Annotated in this window: 18 protein-coding genes; 7 read left to right on the top strand and 11 right to left on the bottom strand. The window is 70.5% G+C overall.

The window, feature by feature from the left end:
* Nucleotides 1–89: 89 nt before the first annotated feature.
* From otsB to ACM14_RS21695, 6 genes are all read left to right on the top strand, one after another.
* A complete protein-coding gene (gene otsB, locus ACM14_RS21720) occupies nucleotides 90–845 on the top strand; it encodes a trehalose-phosphatase (protein ID WP_232245256.1) in 756 nt (251 codons plus the stop codon).
* On the top strand, nucleotides 842–2,368 hold the full coding sequence (locus ACM14_RS21715) for a trehalose-6-phosphate synthase (RefSeq protein WP_065347300.1): 1,527 nt from the start codon (nucleotides 842–844) through the stop codon (nucleotides 2,366–2,368). The genes otsB and ACM14_RS21715 overlap by 4 nt, the downstream gene beginning before the upstream one ends.
* A gap of 112 nt (nucleotides 2,369–2,480) precedes the next feature.
* Entirely contained in the window at nucleotides 2,481–3,569 is a 1,089-nt protein-coding gene (locus tag ACM14_RS21710; protein WP_065347299.1) for an acyl-CoA dehydrogenase family protein, read from the top strand.
* The gene (locus tag ACM14_RS21705; RefSeq protein ID WP_065347298.1) at nucleotides 3,557–4,315 is read left to right on the top strand and encodes a PIG-L deacetylase family protein; all 759 of its coding nucleotides are present in this window, start codon (nucleotides 3,557–3,559) and stop codon (nucleotides 4,313–4,315) included. Before ACM14_RS21710 ends, ACM14_RS21705 begins: the two co-directional genes overlap by 13 nt.
* Nucleotides 4,312–4,911, top strand: coding sequence for a class I SAM-dependent methyltransferase (locus ACM14_RS21700; RefSeq protein WP_065347297.1), 600 nt, complete (start codon nucleotides 4,312–4,314; stop codon nucleotides 4,909–4,911). The genes ACM14_RS21705 and ACM14_RS21700 overlap by 4 nt, the downstream gene beginning before the upstream one ends.
* On the top strand, nucleotides 4,908–5,666 hold the full coding sequence (locus ACM14_RS21695) for a glycosyltransferase family 2 protein (RefSeq protein ID WP_013800478.1): 759 nt from the start codon (nucleotides 4,908–4,910) through the stop codon (nucleotides 5,664–5,666). The genes ACM14_RS21700 and ACM14_RS21695 overlap by 4 nt, the downstream gene beginning before the upstream one ends.
* Here ACM14_RS21695 and ACM14_RS21690 read toward each other — a convergent pair.
* The 3 genes from ACM14_RS21690 to ACM14_RS21680 all read right to left on the bottom strand — a co-directional run bounded on the left by ACM14_RS21690 (nucleotide 5,636) and on the right by ACM14_RS21680 (nucleotide 7,544).
* Nucleotides 5,636–6,196, bottom strand: a complete 561-nt coding sequence (locus ACM14_RS21690) for a DinB family protein (RefSeq protein ID WP_065347296.1) — start codon at nucleotides 6,194–6,196, stop codon at nucleotides 5,636–5,638. The two genes, ACM14_RS21695 and ACM14_RS21690, sit on opposite strands and share 31 nt — an antisense overlap.
* Before the next feature lie 22 nt (nucleotides 6,197–6,218).
* Nucleotides 6,219–7,076 carry a PhzF family phenazine biosynthesis protein gene (locus ACM14_RS21685; RefSeq protein ID WP_043782983.1) on the bottom strand — a complete coding sequence of 286 codons (858 nt, stop codon included), beginning with the start codon at nucleotides 7,074–7,076 and terminating at the stop codon, nucleotides 6,219–6,221.
* 63 nt (nucleotides 7,077–7,139) lie between these two features.
* Nucleotides 7,140–7,544 carry a VOC family protein gene (locus tag ACM14_RS21680; RefSeq protein WP_065347295.1) on the bottom strand — a complete coding sequence of 135 codons (405 nt, stop codon included), beginning with the start codon at nucleotides 7,542–7,544 and terminating at the stop codon, nucleotides 7,140–7,142.
* A 69-nt stretch (nucleotides 7,545–7,613) separates the two neighbouring features.
* Here ACM14_RS21680 and ACM14_RS21675 point away from each other — a divergent pair, with 69 nt between their 5' ends.
* The gene (locus tag ACM14_RS21675; protein ID WP_065347294.1) at nucleotides 7,614–8,981 is read left to right on the top strand and encodes a PLP-dependent aminotransferase family protein; all 1,368 of its coding nucleotides are present in this window, start codon (nucleotides 7,614–7,616) and stop codon (nucleotides 8,979–8,981) included.
* Here ACM14_RS21675 and ACM14_RS21670 read toward each other — a convergent pair.
* The 8 genes from ACM14_RS21670 to ACM14_RS21635 are packed head-to-tail and all read right to left on the bottom strand — an operon-like array spanning nucleotide 8,965 to nucleotide 16,098.
* Nucleotides 8,965–9,405 carry a nuclear transport factor 2 family protein gene (locus tag ACM14_RS21670; RefSeq protein ID WP_065347293.1) on the bottom strand — a complete coding sequence of 147 codons (441 nt, stop codon included), beginning with the start codon at nucleotides 9,403–9,405 and terminating at the stop codon, nucleotides 8,965–8,967. The genes ACM14_RS21675 and ACM14_RS21670 overlap by 17 nt on opposite strands.
* Nucleotides 9,406–9,410: 5 nt before the next feature.
* Nucleotides 9,411–10,202 (bottom strand): SDR family oxidoreductase, encoded by a 792-nt coding sequence (locus ACM14_RS21665; protein ID WP_012207677.1) that lies wholly within the window; start codon nucleotides 10,200–10,202, stop codon nucleotides 9,411–9,413.
* Nucleotides 10,203–10,207: 5 nt separating this feature from the next.
* Nucleotides 10,208–10,768: a DUF3833 domain-containing protein gene (locus ACM14_RS21660; RefSeq protein ID WP_065347292.1), complete on the bottom strand. Its 561-nt coding sequence runs from the start codon at nucleotides 10,766–10,768 to the stop codon at nucleotides 10,208–10,210.
* A complete protein-coding gene (locus ACM14_RS21655) occupies nucleotides 10,765–12,105 on the bottom strand; it encodes an MFS transporter (protein WP_065347291.1) in 1,341 nt (446 codons plus the stop codon). The genes ACM14_RS21660 and ACM14_RS21655 overlap by 4 nt, the downstream gene beginning before the upstream one ends.
* A gap of 18 nt (nucleotides 12,106–12,123) precedes the next feature.
* The gene (locus ACM14_RS21650; protein ID WP_065347290.1) at nucleotides 12,124–12,741 is read right to left on the bottom strand and encodes a hypothetical protein; all 618 of its coding nucleotides are present in this window, start codon (nucleotides 12,739–12,741) and stop codon (nucleotides 12,124–12,126) included.
* Nucleotides 12,738–14,006, bottom strand: a complete 1,269-nt coding sequence (locus tag ACM14_RS21645; protein WP_065347289.1) for a cyclopropane-fatty-acyl-phospholipid synthase family protein — start codon at nucleotides 14,004–14,006, stop codon at nucleotides 12,738–12,740. Before ACM14_RS21645 ends, ACM14_RS21650 begins: the two co-directional genes overlap by 4 nt.
* Nucleotides 14,003–14,755: a DUF1365 domain-containing protein gene (locus tag ACM14_RS21640; protein WP_065347288.1), complete on the bottom strand. Its 753-nt coding sequence runs from the start codon at nucleotides 14,753–14,755 to the stop codon at nucleotides 14,003–14,005. Before ACM14_RS21640 ends, ACM14_RS21645 begins: the two co-directional genes overlap by 4 nt.
* Complete coding sequence (locus ACM14_RS21635; RefSeq protein ID WP_065347287.1) at nucleotides 14,752–16,098, bottom strand: NAD(P)/FAD-dependent oxidoreductase; 1,347 nt, start codon at nucleotides 16,096–16,098, stop codon at nucleotides 14,752–14,754. The genes ACM14_RS21640 and ACM14_RS21635 overlap by 4 nt, the downstream gene beginning before the upstream one ends.
* Nucleotides 16,099–16,109 lie beyond the last annotated feature (11 nt).

The raw sequence follows: 16,109 nt of genomic DNA, 5'->3' as shown, positions 1-16,109 counted from the left end.
TCATCGAGAGACTGCGGCGCATGGCCGATCCCCGCACAAGCGCTCGGCTGACGGCCGATGGACCTGGCACTCGATACCTTGGTCTCTCCATGGAAACACCTCCGCTCCCCACCTGCAGATCCGCGCTGTTCCTCGACTTCGATGGCACGCTCGTGCCCCTGGCCGAGACACCGGACGCCATCAGGCCGGATCCCGCCCTGCTCCCGCTGCTGGCCGGCCTGCAGGGCCGGCTCGATGGCGCGCTGGCCATCGTCACAGGCCGTCAGATCGAGGTGCTGGACCACTTTCTGACGCCGCTGCATCTGCCCGCCGCCTGCGAGCATGGCCTGCAGCGGCGGGATGCCGCAGGCCGCCTGCACCCGCAGCCATTGGCCATGCCAGAGACCGTGCTGCAGTTGTGCAATGCCTTGGCGGCCGATCATCCCTTCCTGCTGGTGGAGCGCAAGCGCTCCTCGGTCGCACTGCACTACCGGCGCGCGCCAGAATTGGCGGCGCTGTGCCTGGATACATTGAGCCGCGCACTGCGGCACCTGCCCGGTCTGGAGCTGCTGCACGGCAAATGCGTGCTGGAGGTCAGGCCTGCGGGCGTGGACAAGGGCCGCGCCATTGCGGCCTTTCTGCGCGAAGAGCCGTTCGCCGGCCGCACCCCCGTGTTTGCCGGTGACGATGTCACGGACGAGAGCGGCTTTGCCGTGGTGCAGGCGCACGGCGGCATGGCGATCAAGGTGGGCGAAGGCGCAAGCGGGGCCCGCCACCGGCTGGACAGCCCGCAGGCCGTGCACGCCTGGCTGCAGTCCGCATGCATGCACCTGGCGGCACAGACCTGCGCGGAGGCCCTGCCATGAGCCGGCTGGTGGTGATCTCCAACCGCGTGGCCGATCCGTGCAGGACCGCAGCCGGGGGCCTTGCCGTGGCCATGGGCGATGCGCTGCGGCAGACGGGCGGCCTGTGGTTCGGCTGGAGCGGAACCGTCACCGACGACGGTGCCCAGGCCGCGCCTGCCGGCCATGTGCACCGCACCCAGGCCGGCAAGGTCACGCTGGCCACGGTGGACCTGGACCGCGCGGACCACGACAGCTACTACGCGGGCTACAGCAACGGCGTGCTGTGGCCCGTCTTCCATGGCCGGCTGGACCTGGCGAATTTCGACACGGGCCTTGCGGCCGGCTACCGCCGCGTGAACCAGCTGCTTGCGCGCCGGCTGCTGCCCCTGCTGGCGGAGGACGACATCCTCTGGGTGCATGACTACCACCTGATCCCGCTGGCGGCCGAGCTGCGCGCCCTGGGCTGCCGCCAGCGCATCGGCTTTTTCCTGCACATCCCATTGCCCCCGCCGACCCTGCTGGCGGCCATTCCCGAGCATGCATGGCTGATGCGCTGCCTGTTCGCCTATGACCTCGTGGGCCTGCAGACCCGCCAGGACGTGCAGCATTTCGAGCGCTATGTCTGCGAGGAGGCGGGCGGTCAGGCCCTGGGCGACGGCGCATTCCGCGCCCATGGCCAGCGCCTGGTCTGCCGCGCCTTCCCCATAGGCATCGATGTGGAAGGTTTCATGGCGCTTGCACAGGGCGACGCCTCGCGGGACATGTACGAGCGCATGAAGCACGAATACGCCCAGCGCCGCCTGCTGCTGGGCATAGACCGGCTGGACTACTCCAAGGGCCTGCCGCAGCGCCTGCGCGCCTTCCGGGAGCTGCTGGCCCGCCATCCCGAGCAGCGCCGCAGCGCCACGCTGATCCAGATCGGCTCGCCCACGCGCGAGGGCCTGGACGCGTATGCCGACATACGGCGTGAACTCGAATCGCTGTGCGGCGCCATCAACGGCGACTACGGCGAGCTGGACTGGATGCCCGTGCGCTACATCCACCAGACCCTGCCGCGCGACGGCATTCCGGGACTGTGCCGCGCGGCGGCCGTGGGGCTGGTCACCCCGCTGCGCGATGGCATGAACCTCGTGGCCAAGGAGTACGTGGCGGCCCAGAACCCGGCCGACCCGGGCGTGCTGGTGCTGTCGCGGTTTGCCGGCGCTGCCGAGCAGCTGCAGGAGGCGCTGCTGGTCAATCCCTACGACGTGCACGGCACGGCAGCCGTGGTGCAGCAGGCCCTGCAGATGCCGCTGCAGGAAAGGCGCCAGCGGCACCAGCGGCTGCTGCAGCGCATTGCCGAGCAGGACGTGCACTGGTGGCGCAAGGCCTTTCTGTCTGCCTTGAAAGAGGCCAGGCCGATGGAGCACAGGGAAAGGGAAGACTTCGGCATCCCCGTTCCCTCGATCAGGCAGGAGCAGGCGCCGCTGCGCCTGGAACTGGCCGCCTGCCCTGCCGACGGCGTGGAACGGGACGCCTGCCGGTCGGTGATCTCCGACAGGTAATGCCTTCCTGCTCCTGCGGCGCCGCGTTCATCCTCCCGGCACCATGGCATCGCCTGGCGTCTCCCCCCATTTTCCAGGCTGCGCAAGGCACGAAAAAGGAAGGTGAGCGGTGATGGCCCAGCACAACGACGAGCACGCCAATGCGTGGACATGCAGCGACACGCTGGCCCAGGCCTTGCGCGGCCATGCGGACCTGTCGCCGGCGGACCAATTGGCCCTGCTGGTAGCGCAGGGCGCCGACCGCCTGCCGCTGCCGGGCCATGGCCACACGCTGCAGCGCTGGCGAGCACTGGCCGAAGTGGCCGCCCACAGCCTGGGCCTGGCCAAGCTCTATGAAGGCCATACCGATGCCCTGGCCATCCTGTCCGAACTGCAGGCCGACCTGGCCACCGAGGGACTGCGCTGGGCCGTCTGGTGCGCCGAGCCGCCGGGCGAGCGCGTGCAGGCCACGGCGGCATCTCCCGACGCCACGCAACGCACGACGCTGCAGGCAGGCTCTGCGGTTCGCCTGTCCGGCCACAAGCCCTGGTGCTCAGGCGCCCGCGCCGTGGACCGCGCCCTGGTCAGCGGCTGGCTGGCAGACGGCCAGCGCTGCCTGATCGCCGTCACCATGGACCAGCCCGGCATCCGCAGGGACGACAGCCACTGGCAGGCCGTGGGCATGGCCGCCAGCGCCAGCGCCGATGTGCACTTCGACGGCGCCACCGGCGTGCTGGTCGGGGCTCCGGGCCAGTACCTGAGCCGCCCCGGCTTTCACCATGGCGGCGCAGGCGTTGCGGCCTGCTGGCATGGCGCGGCAGCGCGCATCGCCAGCCATCTGCAGCAGGCCGTTGGTCAAGGCGAGGACCCGCACCGCCAGGCCCACCTGGGCGCGCTGGACGTGGCCCTGGCCAGCGCGGCCGGCCTGCTGCGCGACGCTGCGGCCTGCATCGATGCCACGCCCTCGGACCCCTGCCTGCTGGCCGTGAGCCGCGCCCGCCTGGCCGTGGAAGCCGCCGCCGAAGAGGTGCTGCGGCGCGTGCCGCGCGCCATCGGTCCCGGCCCGCTGTGCAAGAACAGGGGCCTGGCGCAGCTGATGGCCGACCTGCCCGTCTTCATCCGCCAAAGCCATGCCGAGCGCGACCAGGCCGCGCTGGGCCGCCTGCTGGCCGAGAAGGCACAGGCCTCGCAGGCACCGGGAGGCGCGGCATGGATGCTGTGAAGCCGCGCCTCATAGAGGGCCGGGGCACGCCCGAATCGCGCTGGCAGGCCTGGTTTGCGCAACGCCGGCCAGCGCAGGTATCCATGGACGACCTACTGGACGGCCGGCGCCGCGTCGTCATCGTCGCGCCGCACCCCGATGACGAGATCCTGGGCTGCGCCGGCCTGCTGCACCGCTGTGCCGAGCGGGGCATGCCCTGCCTCATCGTCTCCGTGACCGATGGCGGAGCCAGCCACCCCGACTCGACGCTGTGGCCGCCGCAGCGTCTGGAGCGCGAGCGCGTGCAGGAGAGCACCCAGGCCCTGGCCCTGCTTGCGCCGCAGGCGCAGGTGCTGCGGCTGGGCCTGCCCGACGGCCATATCGCCGAGCATGCAGCGCAGTTGCTGCAGCGGCTGGAGCAGTTGCTGCAGCCCTCGGACGCGCTGCTGTGCACCTGGCGCGAAGACGGCCACCCGGACCACGAGGCCACGGGACAGGCCTGCGCCACGGCGGCCCGGCACACGGGCTGCAGGCTCTTCGAGCTGCCGATCTGGGCCTGGCACTGGGCCGAGCCCGGCGACGCACGCGTGCCCTGGCACCGTGCCGCCGCCATTGCGCTGGCACCGCAGGAACTGGCGCTCAAGCGCAAGGCCCTGTCGTGCTTTCGCAGCCAGCTGCTGCCAGACCCGTCCACGGGCCGCGACGCCGTCCTGCCGTCCTGGGCCACGCAGCGCCTGCTGCGTCCGTTTGAAGTGGTGTTTCTATGAACGGCGCCAGGCAGCACTTCGAGCAGATGTACCAGGCAGACCCCGACCCCTGGCAGGTCGCATCGCGCTGGTACGAGCGGCGCAAGCGCGACCTGCTGCTGGCCGCCCTGCCGCGCGAGCGCTATGCCCACGGCTTCGAGCCCGGCTGCGGCAATGGCGAGGCCACGCAGCGCCTGCTGCAGCGCTGCGACCGGCTGTGCGCCGTCGATTTCTCGGACAGGGCCGTGGATCTTTGCCGCCAGCGGATTGCGCCGCAGGACCGCGCCCGCCTGGACCTGCAGGCCCTGCCCCTGCCCTGGCAATGGCCACAGGTGCCCCAGCAAGGCTTCGATCTCATCGTGGTCTCGGAGCTCGCCTACTACTTCGACGACGCGGCACTGGCGCATTTCAACCGCCAGTGCCTGGCCTCGCTGCAGGGCGGCGGCCACTGGCTCATGTGCCACTGGCGGCATGGGGCGCACGATCACCTGCAGACCACTCGCACCCTGCATGACAGCGTGTCGGCCCATGCGCAGCTGCACTTGCTGCTGAGCCACAGCGAGCCGGATTTCCAGCTGGACATCTGGCAGAAAACCCCTGAAAGGACGGACAGATGATCGGCGTGTGCATCCCAGCCCATGACGAGGAAGACCTCATAGGCCGCTGCCTGGACAGCGTGTTTTGCGCGGCCGCCCATGCCGACCTGCAAGGCGAGACCGTGGCCGTCGTCGTGGTGCTGGACAGCTGCCAGGACGCCACCGAATCGGCCGTGCGCCGCTGGCCCGCCATCCCGTTGCCGATTGCCGCGCGCAACGTGGGCAAGGCGCGGGCCCTGGGGTCGGAGTACCTGCTGCTGCTGGGCGCCCGCTGGCTGGCCTTCACGGACGCAGACACCACGGTCTCCCAGAGTTGGCTGGCCGACCAGCTGGCGCTTCAGTCCGACGTGGTCTGCGGCACGGTGCAAGTGGCCGACTGGTCGGCCCACGGCGTCCAGGCGGACACGGCGCGGCGGCACTTCGAGACCACCTACACGGACCGCGACGGCCACCGCCACGTGCACGGCGCCAACCTGGGCATCTCAGCCTGGCACTACCGCCAGGCCGGCGGGTTCGACGCACGCACCTGCGGCGAGGACCAGGACCTGGTGGACCGCCTGGCGGCCGGCGGCGCACGCATCGCCTGGTCGGCCCGGCCCCGGGTGATGACCAGCGGCCGCGCCTACTCGCGTGTGGCCGACGGTTTTGCCGGTGCGCTGCGCCAGGGATGGGCCCTGCCCGGCAACACGCCGCCTGAGCTGCCCGTGCTCCAGGGCGCCCTGGCGCAGCAGGCCCTGGCCCTGCCTCAACCGCAGGCCGGCTCGTCCACGCGGTAGCAGTCCCTGAGGAACACCGGCAGGTCGTTGGCCGGCGGCACGAAGGGCACCTGGTACATCATGTCGCTGACAAAGCCACGGTGGTAGCTGCCGTGGTTCACCACGTGCAGCACGATCTGCTCGCGCGTCATGGCGCCCTGCCCGCCGCCCACGAACTCGAAGTGCACGACCTTCGCCAGGTCTTCATCCGGGCACGCATCGACGAACTCCACATACCAGCGGTCCATTGCCTGCACGGATTCCCACAGCGCCTGCAGCGTGGGCGTGTCGTCGGTGTTGCGCATGGTGTAGCCATGTTTGCGGCCCTGCAGGTGGTGCCTGAAGATGTCCTCCACCACAAGGACGTGGTTCAGCGTGCGCACCATGTTGCCGAAGCTCGTGGGGCGCTGTTTCAGGGCCTCGCCTTCGGGCAGTTCCATCACGCTCTTGAAGGTCAGGCCGTTGGCCCAGGCCTTGTAGCGCACCAGCATTTTCAGGTTGGCCCTGGCCGATGAGACGGGAGCGCGGGGGCTCTCTTGGATCGCTGTCATTCGTGGTTTCTTTCGGTGTGGATCAAAGGCCGCTCAGTGCGCCTTCGACATGGGTGCGCGCCGTGCCGCCCACCCAGACCTGGCCCGTGCCGTCACGGGTCAGGAAGATGCGGCCGTCCCGGCCCAGGCAGCGGCCCTGGGCGGCAATGTAGTCGCTGTCCATCACCCCTGTCGCAAACAGCCACTGCGCCAGCGAGGCGTTGAGGCTGCCGGTGACGGGGTCTTCGACGATGGCGCCCTGGTGATCGGAGAAGAAGGCGCGCACCTCGCAGGCGGCAGGGCTGGCACCGCCGACACCCCTGGCATAGGGTCCCACCACGCCCACGTCCATGCGCGTGGGCCACTGCCGGGCCGGGTTCAGCGCCAGCACCTGCTCGGCCGAGGCCAGGCGGATGCCCAGCCAGCCGGGGCCGTTGTCTATCCACGAGGCGGCCTGCACCTCTTCGGCAGTGATACCCAGCATGCGCAGCGCGGCATCCAGCTCATCGGCGGTGGGCGCGCCAAAGCGCAGCATGGGCGGCGCGGCGAATGCCAGCCGCCCATGCTCCTGCCGTATCTGCACCAGTCCCGCCCCGCACTCCTGGACGATGTGGCCTGCGTTCCTGGGCGCACCGTGCTGGGACAGCCAGGCATGGCAGCTGCCCAGCGTGGGATGGCCGGCAAAAGGCATCTCCCGGTCCAGCGTGAAAATCCTCACGCGGTAGTCGGCCTGCGCCTGCGTGGGCGGCAGCAGGAACGCGGTTTCGGAGAGGTTGAACCAGCGTGTCAGCTGCTGCATCTGTGCGGTGGTCAGCGCCTGCCCACCGGTGATCACGGCCAGCGGATTGCCGGACAGCGGGCCGCTGGCGAAAACGTCGACCATATGAACGGCAATGCTCATGAAGACGGTCCTTGTTGCATGGAAAGGAAAAGAAAGGGAGACGGGCGACGGGCCCGATCTGCGCTACGGCTGCACATCGGCGCGATGCACCACATGGACCTTGTTGCCGTCGGGATCGCGCAGGTAGGCGCCGTAGTAGCCATCGCCGTAGTGCGGGCGCGGGCCGGGCGGGCCTTCGTCGCTGCCGCCCCGGGCCAGGCCGGCGGCATGGGCCGCATCCACCGCGTCGGGCGACGGGGCCACAAAGGCCACCATGGCGCCATTGCCCGCCGTGGCCGGCTCGCCGTTGAAGGGGCTGTAGACATAAAAGCGCGGCAAGGCCGCCGGCGGCGCCACCCAGCACAGCGCGGCCGGCCCGCCATCGGGCTGGACGGCACGGCGCTGCAGTCCCAGCGGGAAAAGCACCGCGTCATAGAAGCGGCCGGCCCGCTCGAGATCACGGGCGCCGACGGTGATGTGGCTGAACATGGAGTGAACGTTACACTATCGACAAATGAAATAGTGTCACGGCACACTCATTTTTTCCTTGCCCCGACCATGCTCCTGCCCTCCCCCTGGACGCCCCGTCTTGCGCGCATTGAAGCCAGTGCCGCCGAGCGGCTGGCGCGCGCCCTGGCCGACGACATCGTCGAAGGCCGGCTGGCCGGCGGCGACCGCCTGCCCGCCCACAGGGACCTGGCCGACAGGCTGCAGATCGGCCTGGGCTCGGTGACCAGGGCCTATGCGCTGCTGGAGCGCCGGGGGCTGACACGCAGCGTCAAGGGCCGGGGCACCTTCGTGGCGTCACAGCAGGCGCAGGCTGGCGAGGACATCGACCTGTCTTCCAACGCGCCGCCGGCCGCCATCAGTGCGCGCGTCCTGGCTCGTACGCTGACCGGGATTGCGCGCAGCATCGATGCCGATCATTTCAACTTCTATGCCCCGCCCCAGGGCCACCTGGAGCATCGGCGCGTGCTCGTGCGCTGGCTGCAGACGCTGGGCCTGAACGTGGAACCCGACCACATGGTGCTGACCAGCAGCGCGCGCCAGGCGCTGTCGCTGGCCCTTGACCTGGTCTGCCAGCCCCGGGGCCGGCTGCTGACCGAGCGCATCACCTACCCCGGCGCCATTGCCCTGGCCCGGCGCAAGGGCTGCGCCCTGCAGGGCCTGGCCATCGACGCGCAGGGCCTGCTGCCGCAGGCGCTGGCCGATGCGCTGGAGGGCATTCCCGCCGCCGAAGGCAAGGTGGTCTATCTCACCCCCACGCTGCACAACCCGACCACGGCCACCATGGGCGCGGAGCGCAGGCAGGCGATCGTGGACATCTGCCGCAGCGCAGGCGCCTGGATCATCGAGGACGGCGTGTATGCCGCCTGCTTGCCCGATCACGCACCCTTGGCCCATCTGGCCACGCTGGCGCCCGAAATCACGCTGCATGTGAACGGGCTGTCCAAGTCCCTGGGCCCGGGGCTGCAGGTGGGCATGCTGGTGCTGCCCGCTTCGCTGTGCGGCGCGGCTGTGGAGCTTGTGCAGGGGATGTCCATGGCGCCTTCGGCCCTCTCCTGCGCCGTGATCGATGAATGGCTGTCGCACGGCGTGGTCGCTTCCCTGCAGGCCGACCTGCGCCATGAGGCACAGCGGCGCTGCCGGCTGGCCGCATCACACCTCGCCTCACACCTGAGTGGCTCCGGCCTGGTGCTGCACCCCGAGGCCTACAACGCCTGGCTGCCCATGGAGCGCGAAGCCGCCGACCGCCTGGTATCGGCCGCAGCGGCGCTGGGTTTGAAGCTGACCGATCCGGGCTCGCTCATGGTGGACCCGCAGGAGCAGGCCAGCGGGCTGCGCATCTGCCTGGGTGCGCCGCGTTTCGACGCGCTGGACGGCGCCCTGGCGCAGCTGGCCCGGCTGCTTACTGCGGCGCCCTGAGCTTGTGCTGCAGCGCCCTGGCCACGGCGCCCAGCACGGGAACCTTGGCGAAGATTTCCTCCACCGGGTCCCAGAAATCGCGGTGCACTGCCACCAGCCCCTGCGCATCGAACTCCAGGTAGCTGGTGCCGCAGATGTGCATGGGCTGGCCGGATGCCCGCACAAAGCCCAGCTCCCACAGCAGAAAACCGCTGTCGCCCTGCACCGCGCCGTGGCTGACAGCGAAGCGGGGCCGGTCCAACTGCTCGAACATGTGGGCAAACACGCGCTCGATCGCAGCGTGGCCGCGCACCTCGTTGAACGGGTCCTTGAACAGGGCCTGCTCGGCATACAGGGACAGCAGCGCCGGCAGGTTGTCGCGGCGCAGGGCCTCGTAGGCCTGGGCCAAGCGGGCCAGTCGCGGATCGGATATGCCGCTGCTCATGGGTTTCATGCTCCGGTGAAGCGGCGGACCGCAGAGAAATACCAGGCGTCTGGCAGGCAGCGCAGCAGGCGCACCCAGCGCGTGAAGCGGCGCGGGAAATTCATCTCGAAACGCCCCTGCGCCCAGCCCTGCAGCATATGCCGGGCTGCCTCGTCGGCTCCGATCAGGGCCGGCATGCTGAAGCTGTTTTGCGCCGTCAGCGGCGTATCGACAAAGCCGGGATTGATGATGGACACGCCCAGGCCCAGGCCATGCAGGTCCAGATAGAGGTTTTCCGCCAGGTTGTTGAGCGCCGCCTTGGTGGGGCCGTAGGCCAGGGACATGGGCAGCCCACGGTAGCCGGCCACCGAGCCGACCAGGGCCAGATGGCCCCGGCCAGCCTTGAGCAGCATGGGCAGCGCGGCATCGAGCAGGTGCAGCACGCCGCCATAGTTCACGGCCAGGTGGTGCTGCATCTCGGCCAGGTCGAACTCGGTGGCGCGCAGGGGCCGGTAGTGGCCCGCGCAGTAGAGGATCAGGTCGGGCGCCCCGCCCGCGTGGGCCAGCACGGCCTGGGCGGCCGCATCCACGGCGGCGGCATCGGTCACGTCCAGCGGCAGGGCCAGGCAGCCCTCGCGGCCGCGCACGAAGTCCTGCAGCGCGCCGCCATGCCGTGCGGAGACGATCACGCGGGCGCCCTGCCGGTGCAGCGCCTCGGCCGTGGCACGCCCTATGCCCGAGGAGGCGCCCACCACCCATGCCGAGCGTCCCTTCCAGTCAGCCAGCAGCGGGTTCAGCCCGCGCGAGAACAGCGGCATGGCCATCACTCCTTGACAAAGGACAGCGTCACATCGCCCAGGTGCACGCCGAGCTTGCTCATGGCCGTGCGGTTGAGCAGGGTGCGCCCGTCCATGAGGTACATCCAGTCATCCATGTGGACGTTCCAGACCCGCCCATTCACGGGCAGAGCCAGCACATAGCTCCAGCGGATGGCATTGCCCGCGCTCTGGCCCTGGGCCTCGCCCACCACGTCGTCGGCCCGGCCGCTGTAGCGGCCGTCGCCCAGGTGGCGGATATGCCAGACCCGCTCCTGGGTGCTGCCGTCGCTGTAGACGAAATGCTCCTCCAGGGATCCCTCGTCGCCATTCCAGCGGCCCGTCATGCGCACGGTGAATCGCTTGACCACCTTGCCCGATCGGTCCGTGAACATGCCGTGCGCCGTCAGCGGCCCGTTGAAATACTGGCGCAGGTCCAGCGTCGGCTGCTCCTTGGCGTAGTCCTGGACCGAAGGCCCGGCACAGCCCGCCAGGGACAGTGCCAAGGCCGCCCCCAGGCAGACGCGCCGCAGCGGCGAAAACGAAGTGGAGTGGGTAATGTGGCTCATGTGTGACTCCAGGAAGAATGCAATCGCTCGGCGCGCCAAAGCAGCAGCGCCGCCGCCAGCTTGAGCAGGCACGGCAGCCCGCCATAGGCCCAGGCCAGCGCCTGCAGCCCGGCCGGGTCGGTTCCGCCGCTGCGGTAGCCCGCGGCGGACAGCAGGGGCAGGGCCAGGCCCGCAGCCAGGGCCAGGTTGAGCTTGGTGGCGCAGGTCCACCAGCCCAGGTAGCGGCCCTCGCCCCGGCCGCCCTGGCCGGACTCGTGGATCACGCCCGTGAGCAGTGCGCCCGGCAGGGCCAGGTCCGCGCCCAGGGCCAGCCCGCTGGCCAGGCAGATCACGGCAAAGGCCATGGCGTCGCCCGCGCCCAGCCAGGGCGTGAAGCCGAAGGCCAGCACGCTGGCCAGCATGCCCGCGCGCCAGCTGGGCGCCAGGCCCCAGCGCGAGACGGCCTTCACCCACAGCGGCAGGCCCAGGGCCGCCGCGCCAAAGAAGCACAGCAGCAGCAGGGGCTGCAGTGCAGACGCCTGCAGCCTGTCGGCCACAAAGAAGGGCAGCAAGGTGGCGGGAACGGCCGCGGCCACGCCATTGAGCATGAAGATGGCCAGCAGCCGGCGAAACCCGGCATCCGCCCACGGAGAAGTGGACGAGGCCGGGGACTCCGCTTGCGGCATGCGGGGCGCAGAGGACACATGGGACAAATGGGACATATGGGACACATGGGGCACAGGAGCCACGGGCGCCCGGAGCCGGTACAGCCCCATCAGTCCCAGCACCAGGCCCAGCGCCAGCACGGCGCTGGTGGCGTCAAGGCCCATCACGGCCGGCAGCACGCTGGCCAGCAGCACGCCCGCCAGCGTGGCGCCCTCGCGCCAGGCCGTCACACGGGCACGCCAGGCGGGCTGGCCGCCCCAGCGGGTGCCCCAGGCCTGGTGGAGGATGGTGACGAAGCTGTAGGCCAGCGTGCACACCAGCAGGCTGCCGGCCAGCCAGCCCAGCATGGCGGCCTCGGAGCCGCGCGGCGGATGCCACAGCGCCCCGAAACCCAGCACCATCAGAAGGCTGCCCAGCGCAGCCGCCCGCCAGGCCGACCGCACACCGCCGCGCAGCAGCCTGTCGGCCTGGCGGCCAATGGCCGGATCGACCACGGCATCGAGCGCCCGCGTGGCCAGCAGCACGGCGCCCAGCCCGGCCAGCGGCGCGCCGGTCACGCTGGCGTAGTGGTAGGGCAGATTCACATACAGGGGCAGGGACACAAAGGCCAGCGGCGCGGCCAGCCCGCCATAGGCCAGCCCTGTGCGCCAGGGCAGCACGGGGGCGGGAGCGGGGACTGGGACGGAGGTCATGGCATGGTCCGCTGGCGTTCAGCCCTGGCCCAGCAGCGAGGTGCGCATGGCAGGCGCCGAGGTCTGCGGCGCCAGCCAGATGCCGAAGAACAGGCGCGCATAGTCGGCATCGCGCAGCTGCGCCGTCTGCCGGCCGTTGTGGAAAAAGCGCACATCGCCCTGGCCGTCGTTCAGGCCCAGCAGCCGGTCCTTGGCCACCACATCGGGAAAGGCCTGCTTCATCAGGTCCAGCCATTGGCGGGCCTGCTCTTCGGTGAAGCTGCCGACCCTGCGCATTTCGGCGATGGAGCGCTCGGCAATGGCCGCGCCTTCGAGCTTGCGGTCGTAGACCAGCTCCAGCGCAAACGGGTGGCGGGCGTAGTCCTCGGGCAGCAGTCCGGGCGCGGCCCACAGCCGCGCCTCATAGACGCGCAGGCCGAAAAAGCGCAGCACGGCCGTGCCCATCAGGCGCGCGGACGGCAGGGCGCTGCGCAGTTCGGCCGGAAGTTCGGCGGTCGGGGTGATGGCGTGCAGGGCGTTGGACATGGTGATCAATGAAGGGGCAAGGACGCAGGCGGCGCCCCAGGCCAGGGCCTTGCGGCGGGGTGCATGGGGTGCATGCGGCGCGCGGCACGCGTGGGGTTGCGGGGCTGTCATGGCAGGGGCTTGCGCAGCGTGAACTGGACGACATCGGTGTTGCCGGTGTCGAAGGCCGCCTCGCAGTAGGCCAGGTAGAAGGTCCAGATGCGCACGAAGCGTTCGTCAAAGCCCTGGGCACGCACGGCCTCCAGGCGCTCCTCGAAGGACTGGCGCCAGCGCCGCAGCGTCTCCGCATAGTCGCAGCCAAAGGCCATGCGGCGCTCCACCACCAGGCCGGCGCGGCGCGCCTCCTGCTCGAAGGCGGGGATGCTGGGCAGCAGGCCACCCGGGAAGATGTACTGCTGGATGAAGTCGGTGGAGCGCAGATAGCGCGCGAACAGGTCCTCGCGCAGCGTGATGGTCTGTATGCAGGCCAGGCCCCCGGGCTTGAGGCAGTCGCGCAGCGTCTGGAAGTAGCCGCGCCAGTATTCGCGGCCCACGGCCTCGAACATCTCGATGGAGACGATGGCGTCGAAGGGCTCGCCCGCATGGCGCGCGGGCAGGTCGCGGTAGTCCTGGTAGCGCAGCTCCACCGCGTCGGCCAGGCCCGCCTGCTGCATGCGCTGCTGCCCCCAGACCAGTTGCTCGCGCGACAGGGTCACGCCCGTGACCCGGGCGCCGAACTCCTGCGCCGCCGCCTCGGCCAGCCCGCCCCAGCCGCAGCCGATTTCCAGCAGGCGCTGGCCGGGCTGCAGCCGCACCTCGTCCAGCGTGCGCCTGAGCTTGGCCTGCTGGGCCTCCTGGAGGTCCGCGTTGCGCAGCGCTTGGCCCGTGCGGCCCTGGAACCAGGCCGCGCTGTAGCTCATGCCCGGGTCCAGCCACAGGCGGTAGAAGTCATTGCCCAGGTCGTAATGGGCATGGATGTTCCTGGCACTGCCGGCCCGCGTATTGCGTTGCAGCAGATGGCGCAGGCGGTAGCCCAGCCGGCCCCACCAGCTGCCATAGACCAGGCTTTGCACATGGTCGCGGTTGGCCATGCACAGCCGCAGCAGGGCGGCCAGGTCGGGGCTGTCCCACTCGCCGGCGATATAGCCTTCGGCCAGCCCGATGTCGCCCGATTTGAGCGTGCGCTCCAGCGCCTGCCAGTCGTGCAGCACGCAATGCGCATCGGCAGCTCCCGACGGGGGGCGGGGCAGGTGCAGCAGGCGGCCATCGGGCTGCTCCAGGTCCAGCTGCCCGTGGGGCAGGCGTTCGAGCAGGTTCAGCACCCGGCGCGCCCGTGCAGGCGTGCGGCGCGGCGCTGCCGCGGAGGGGCTCAGCAGGGGGGCGGCGGTAGTGTTCATCGTGTGACGAAGCGCTTGGGCTCGGAGGGTTTGCCATGGAAAGGCACGCGCTTGGCCCAAAGGCGCAGCGCATGCCAGTGGATGCGGGCGACCACGCCCAGCGTCATCAGGGGCGTGCCGAAGAAGGCGCGGCGCACGGTGGCGCCGCCGAGCGGGTGCAGCACGCCGCCCACGCTGGTCTGCAGCAGCGGGCCGTCCTCGTCGTGCAGGTCCACGCGCGCCAGGGTGCGGTCTTCGCCGCGCTCGAAGCGGAAGCGGTACTCGCCGCGCACCTCGCAGAACGGCGAGACATGGAATTGCTTGCGCGCCACCTGCTCGCGGCCCCAGTCCAGGTCCGGCCCCGCCAGCAGGTAGGCATGGCGCTCGCCAAAGGTGTTGTTGACCTCGGCCAGCACGGCGGCCAGCGAGCCGTCGGCGCGGTGCGCATACCAAAAGCTCACGGGCTTGAACACGTAGCCCAGCACGCGCGGGAAGGTGTGCAGCCAGACCTCGCCATCGGCGTCGGCTATGCCTTCGCTGTGCAGCAGCTGCTCGAACCATGCCAGTGCGTCGCAGCCGCCCTCGCCGTGGTCGCTGTCATGAAAGCTCAGCCAGCCCAGCCGGTTGCGCCGCAGCGCGGCGTCCGGCTGCGTGCGCAGGCTGCGCAGCGGCAGCATCAGAAAGTAGCCGGGATAGCGGAAGGCATGCTCGACAGGCCGCAGGCGGCGGTGCCAGACATGGCCGAAGCCGATGAGGGGGCGGGCCGTCATGCGACCCCCTCGAAGGCCGCGCTGGCGGGCAGGACGGGCAAGGCCGGCAGGGCGCGCAGCAGGCCATCGGCCGCGTCCAGTCCCGAGCGCAGGCCGTCTTCGTGAAAGCCGTAGCCGCACCATGCGCCGCAGAACCAGGTCCGGCGCTGGCCCTGCACGCCGGCCACGCGGCCCTGGGCCTCGATGGCCGCCAGGTCGAACACCGGGTGGCTGTACTCGATGCGCGCATGGACCTGGCCTTCATCGATCGGGCGCACCGGGTTCAGCGAAACCATCACGGGCTGCTGCCACGGCAGGGGCTGCAGGCGGTTGAGCAGGTAGTGCAGGCAGACGCCGGCCTGGTCCCGCCCCGGGTCGGCCGCGCGTTCGTAGTTCCAGGCGGCCCAGGCCGCCTGCCTGCGCGGCAGCACGCTGGCATCGGTGTGCAGAACGGCCTGGTTGGGCTGGTAGCGGATGGCGCCCAGCACGCTGCGCTCCTGTGGCGTGGCATCGCTGCCAAGCAGGCGCAGGGCCTGGTCGCTGTGGCAGGCCAGCACCACGGCGTCGAACGGCTCCGTGCCGTTCGCCGTCTGCAGCAGCGCGCCATGCGCGGCGCGGCGCAGGCCCAGCACGGGCGCATTCAGGCGCGCCTCGTGGCGGCCGTCCTTCAGCAGCGCGGCCACCATGCGCCGCACGTACTGGCGCGAGCCGCCGCGCACGGTGTGCCACTGCGGCCGGTCCGTGACCTGGATCAGGCCGTGGTTGTGGCAAAAGCGGATCAGCGTGGCCACGGGAAAGCGCAGCATCTGCTCGGTGGGGCAGGACCAGATGCAGCCCATCATGGGCAGCAGGTAGTCCTGACGGAAGGCGGCGCCAAAGCCGTGGTCGTCCAGAAAATCGCCGATGGCGCTGCGCAGCCGCACTTCATCGCCTTCCTGGGCGATGCGCGTGGCCAGGCGGTTGAAGCGCAGGATCTCGGCCAGCATCTTCAGAAAGCGCGGGCGCAGCAGATTGCCCCGCTGCGCGAACACGCCGCCCAGCGAACTGCCGCTCCATTCCAGGCCCGCGCGGCCATCGGCCTCAGGCACCTGCACGGAAAACGACATCTCGGCGGCAGCCGTGGGCACCTGCAGCTGCTCGAACAAACGTGTCAGCAGCGGATAGGTGCGGTGGTTGAAGACCAGAAAGCCGGTGTCCACGCCCTGGCTCACGCCGCCCAGCGTCAGGTCCACCGTGTTGGCGTGCCCCCCGAAGTGGCCGCCCGCCTCCAGCAAGGTCACGGCAGGCCCGCCCGGCGCAGCGGCCAGGCGGCTCGCTGCGGCCAGCCCCGCAATCCCCGAACCGATGACAGCAATGCGATGCATGGAGGCGCCCT

It is taken from the genome of Delftia sp. JD2 (assembly GCF_001682645.1).
Taxonomy (GTDB): domain Bacteria; phylum Pseudomonadota; class Gammaproteobacteria; order Burkholderiales; family Burkholderiaceae_C; genus Comamonas; species Comamonas acidovorans.
The sequence above is the reverse complement of the archived record's forward strand: the minus strand, read 5'-3'. Positions and strand labels throughout refer to the sequence as shown.

Bases quoted from the DNA above. Each gene is read 5' to 3' on its own strand.
- ACM14_RS21680 (WP_065347295.1), bottom strand. From the start codon at position 7,544: ATGTTCAGCCACATCACCGTCGGCGCCCGTGATCTCGAGCGGGCCGGC.
- ACM14_RS21660 (WP_065347292.1), bottom strand. From the start codon at position 10,768: ATGAGCCACATTACCCACTCCACTTCGTTTTCGCCGCTGCGGCGCGTC.
- ACM14_RS21710 (WP_065347299.1), top strand. From the start codon at position 2,481: ATGGCCCAGCACAACGACGAGCACGCCAATGCGTGGACATGCAGCGAC.
- ACM14_RS21700 (WP_065347297.1), top strand. From the start codon at position 4,312: ATGAACGGCGCCAGGCAGCACTTCGAGCAGATGTACCAGGCAGACCCC.
- ACM14_RS21690 (WP_065347296.1), bottom strand. From the start codon at position 6,196: ATGACAGCGATCCAAGAGAGCCCCCGCGCTCCCGTCTCATCGGCCAGG.
- ACM14_RS21695 (WP_013800478.1), top strand. From the start codon at position 4,908: ATGATCGGCGTGTGCATCCCAGCCCATGACGAGGAAGACCTCATAGGC.
- ACM14_RS21705 (WP_065347298.1), top strand. From the start codon at position 3,557: ATGGATGCTGTGAAGCCGCGCCTCATAGAGGGCCGGGGCACGCCCGAA.
- ACM14_RS21670 (WP_065347293.1), bottom strand. From the start codon at position 9,405: ATGAGCAGCGGCATATCCGATCCGCGACTGGCCCGCTTGGCCCAGGCC.
- ACM14_RS21655 (WP_065347291.1), bottom strand. From the start codon at position 12,105: ATGACCTCCGTCCCAGTCCCCGCTCCCGCCCCCGTGCTGCCCTGGCGC.
- ACM14_RS21645 (WP_065347289.1), bottom strand. From the start codon at position 14,006: ATGAACACTACCGCCGCCCCCCTGCTGAGCCCCTCCGCGGCAGCGCCG.
- ACM14_RS21635 (WP_065347287.1), bottom strand. From the start codon at position 16,098: ATGCATCGCATTGCTGTCATCGGTTCGGGGATTGCGGGGCTGGCCGCA.
- ACM14_RS21715 (WP_065347300.1), top strand. From the start codon at position 842: ATGAGCCGGCTGGTGGTGATCTCCAACCGCGTGGCCGATCCGTGCAGG.
- ACM14_RS21665 (WP_012207677.1), bottom strand. From the start codon at position 10,202: ATGCCGCTGTTCTCGCGCGGGCTGAACCCGCTGCTGGCTGACTGGAAG.
- ACM14_RS21675 (WP_065347294.1), top strand. From the start codon at position 7,614: ATGCTCCTGCCCTCCCCCTGGACGCCCCGTCTTGCGCGCATTGAAGCC.
- ACM14_RS21650 (WP_065347290.1), bottom strand. From the start codon at position 12,741: ATGACAGCCCCGCAACCCCACGCGTGCCGCGCGCCGCATGCACCCCAT.
- ACM14_RS21685 (WP_043782983.1), bottom strand. From the start codon at position 7,076: ATGAGCATTGCCGTTCATATGGTCGACGTTTTCGCCAGCGGCCCGCTG.
- ACM14_RS21640 (WP_065347288.1), bottom strand. From the start codon at position 14,755: ATGACGGCCCGCCCCCTCATCGGCTTCGGCCATGTCTGGCACCGCCGC.
- otsB (WP_232245256.1), top strand. From the start codon at position 90: ATGGAAACACCTCCGCTCCCCACCTGCAGATCCGCGCTGTTCCTCGAC.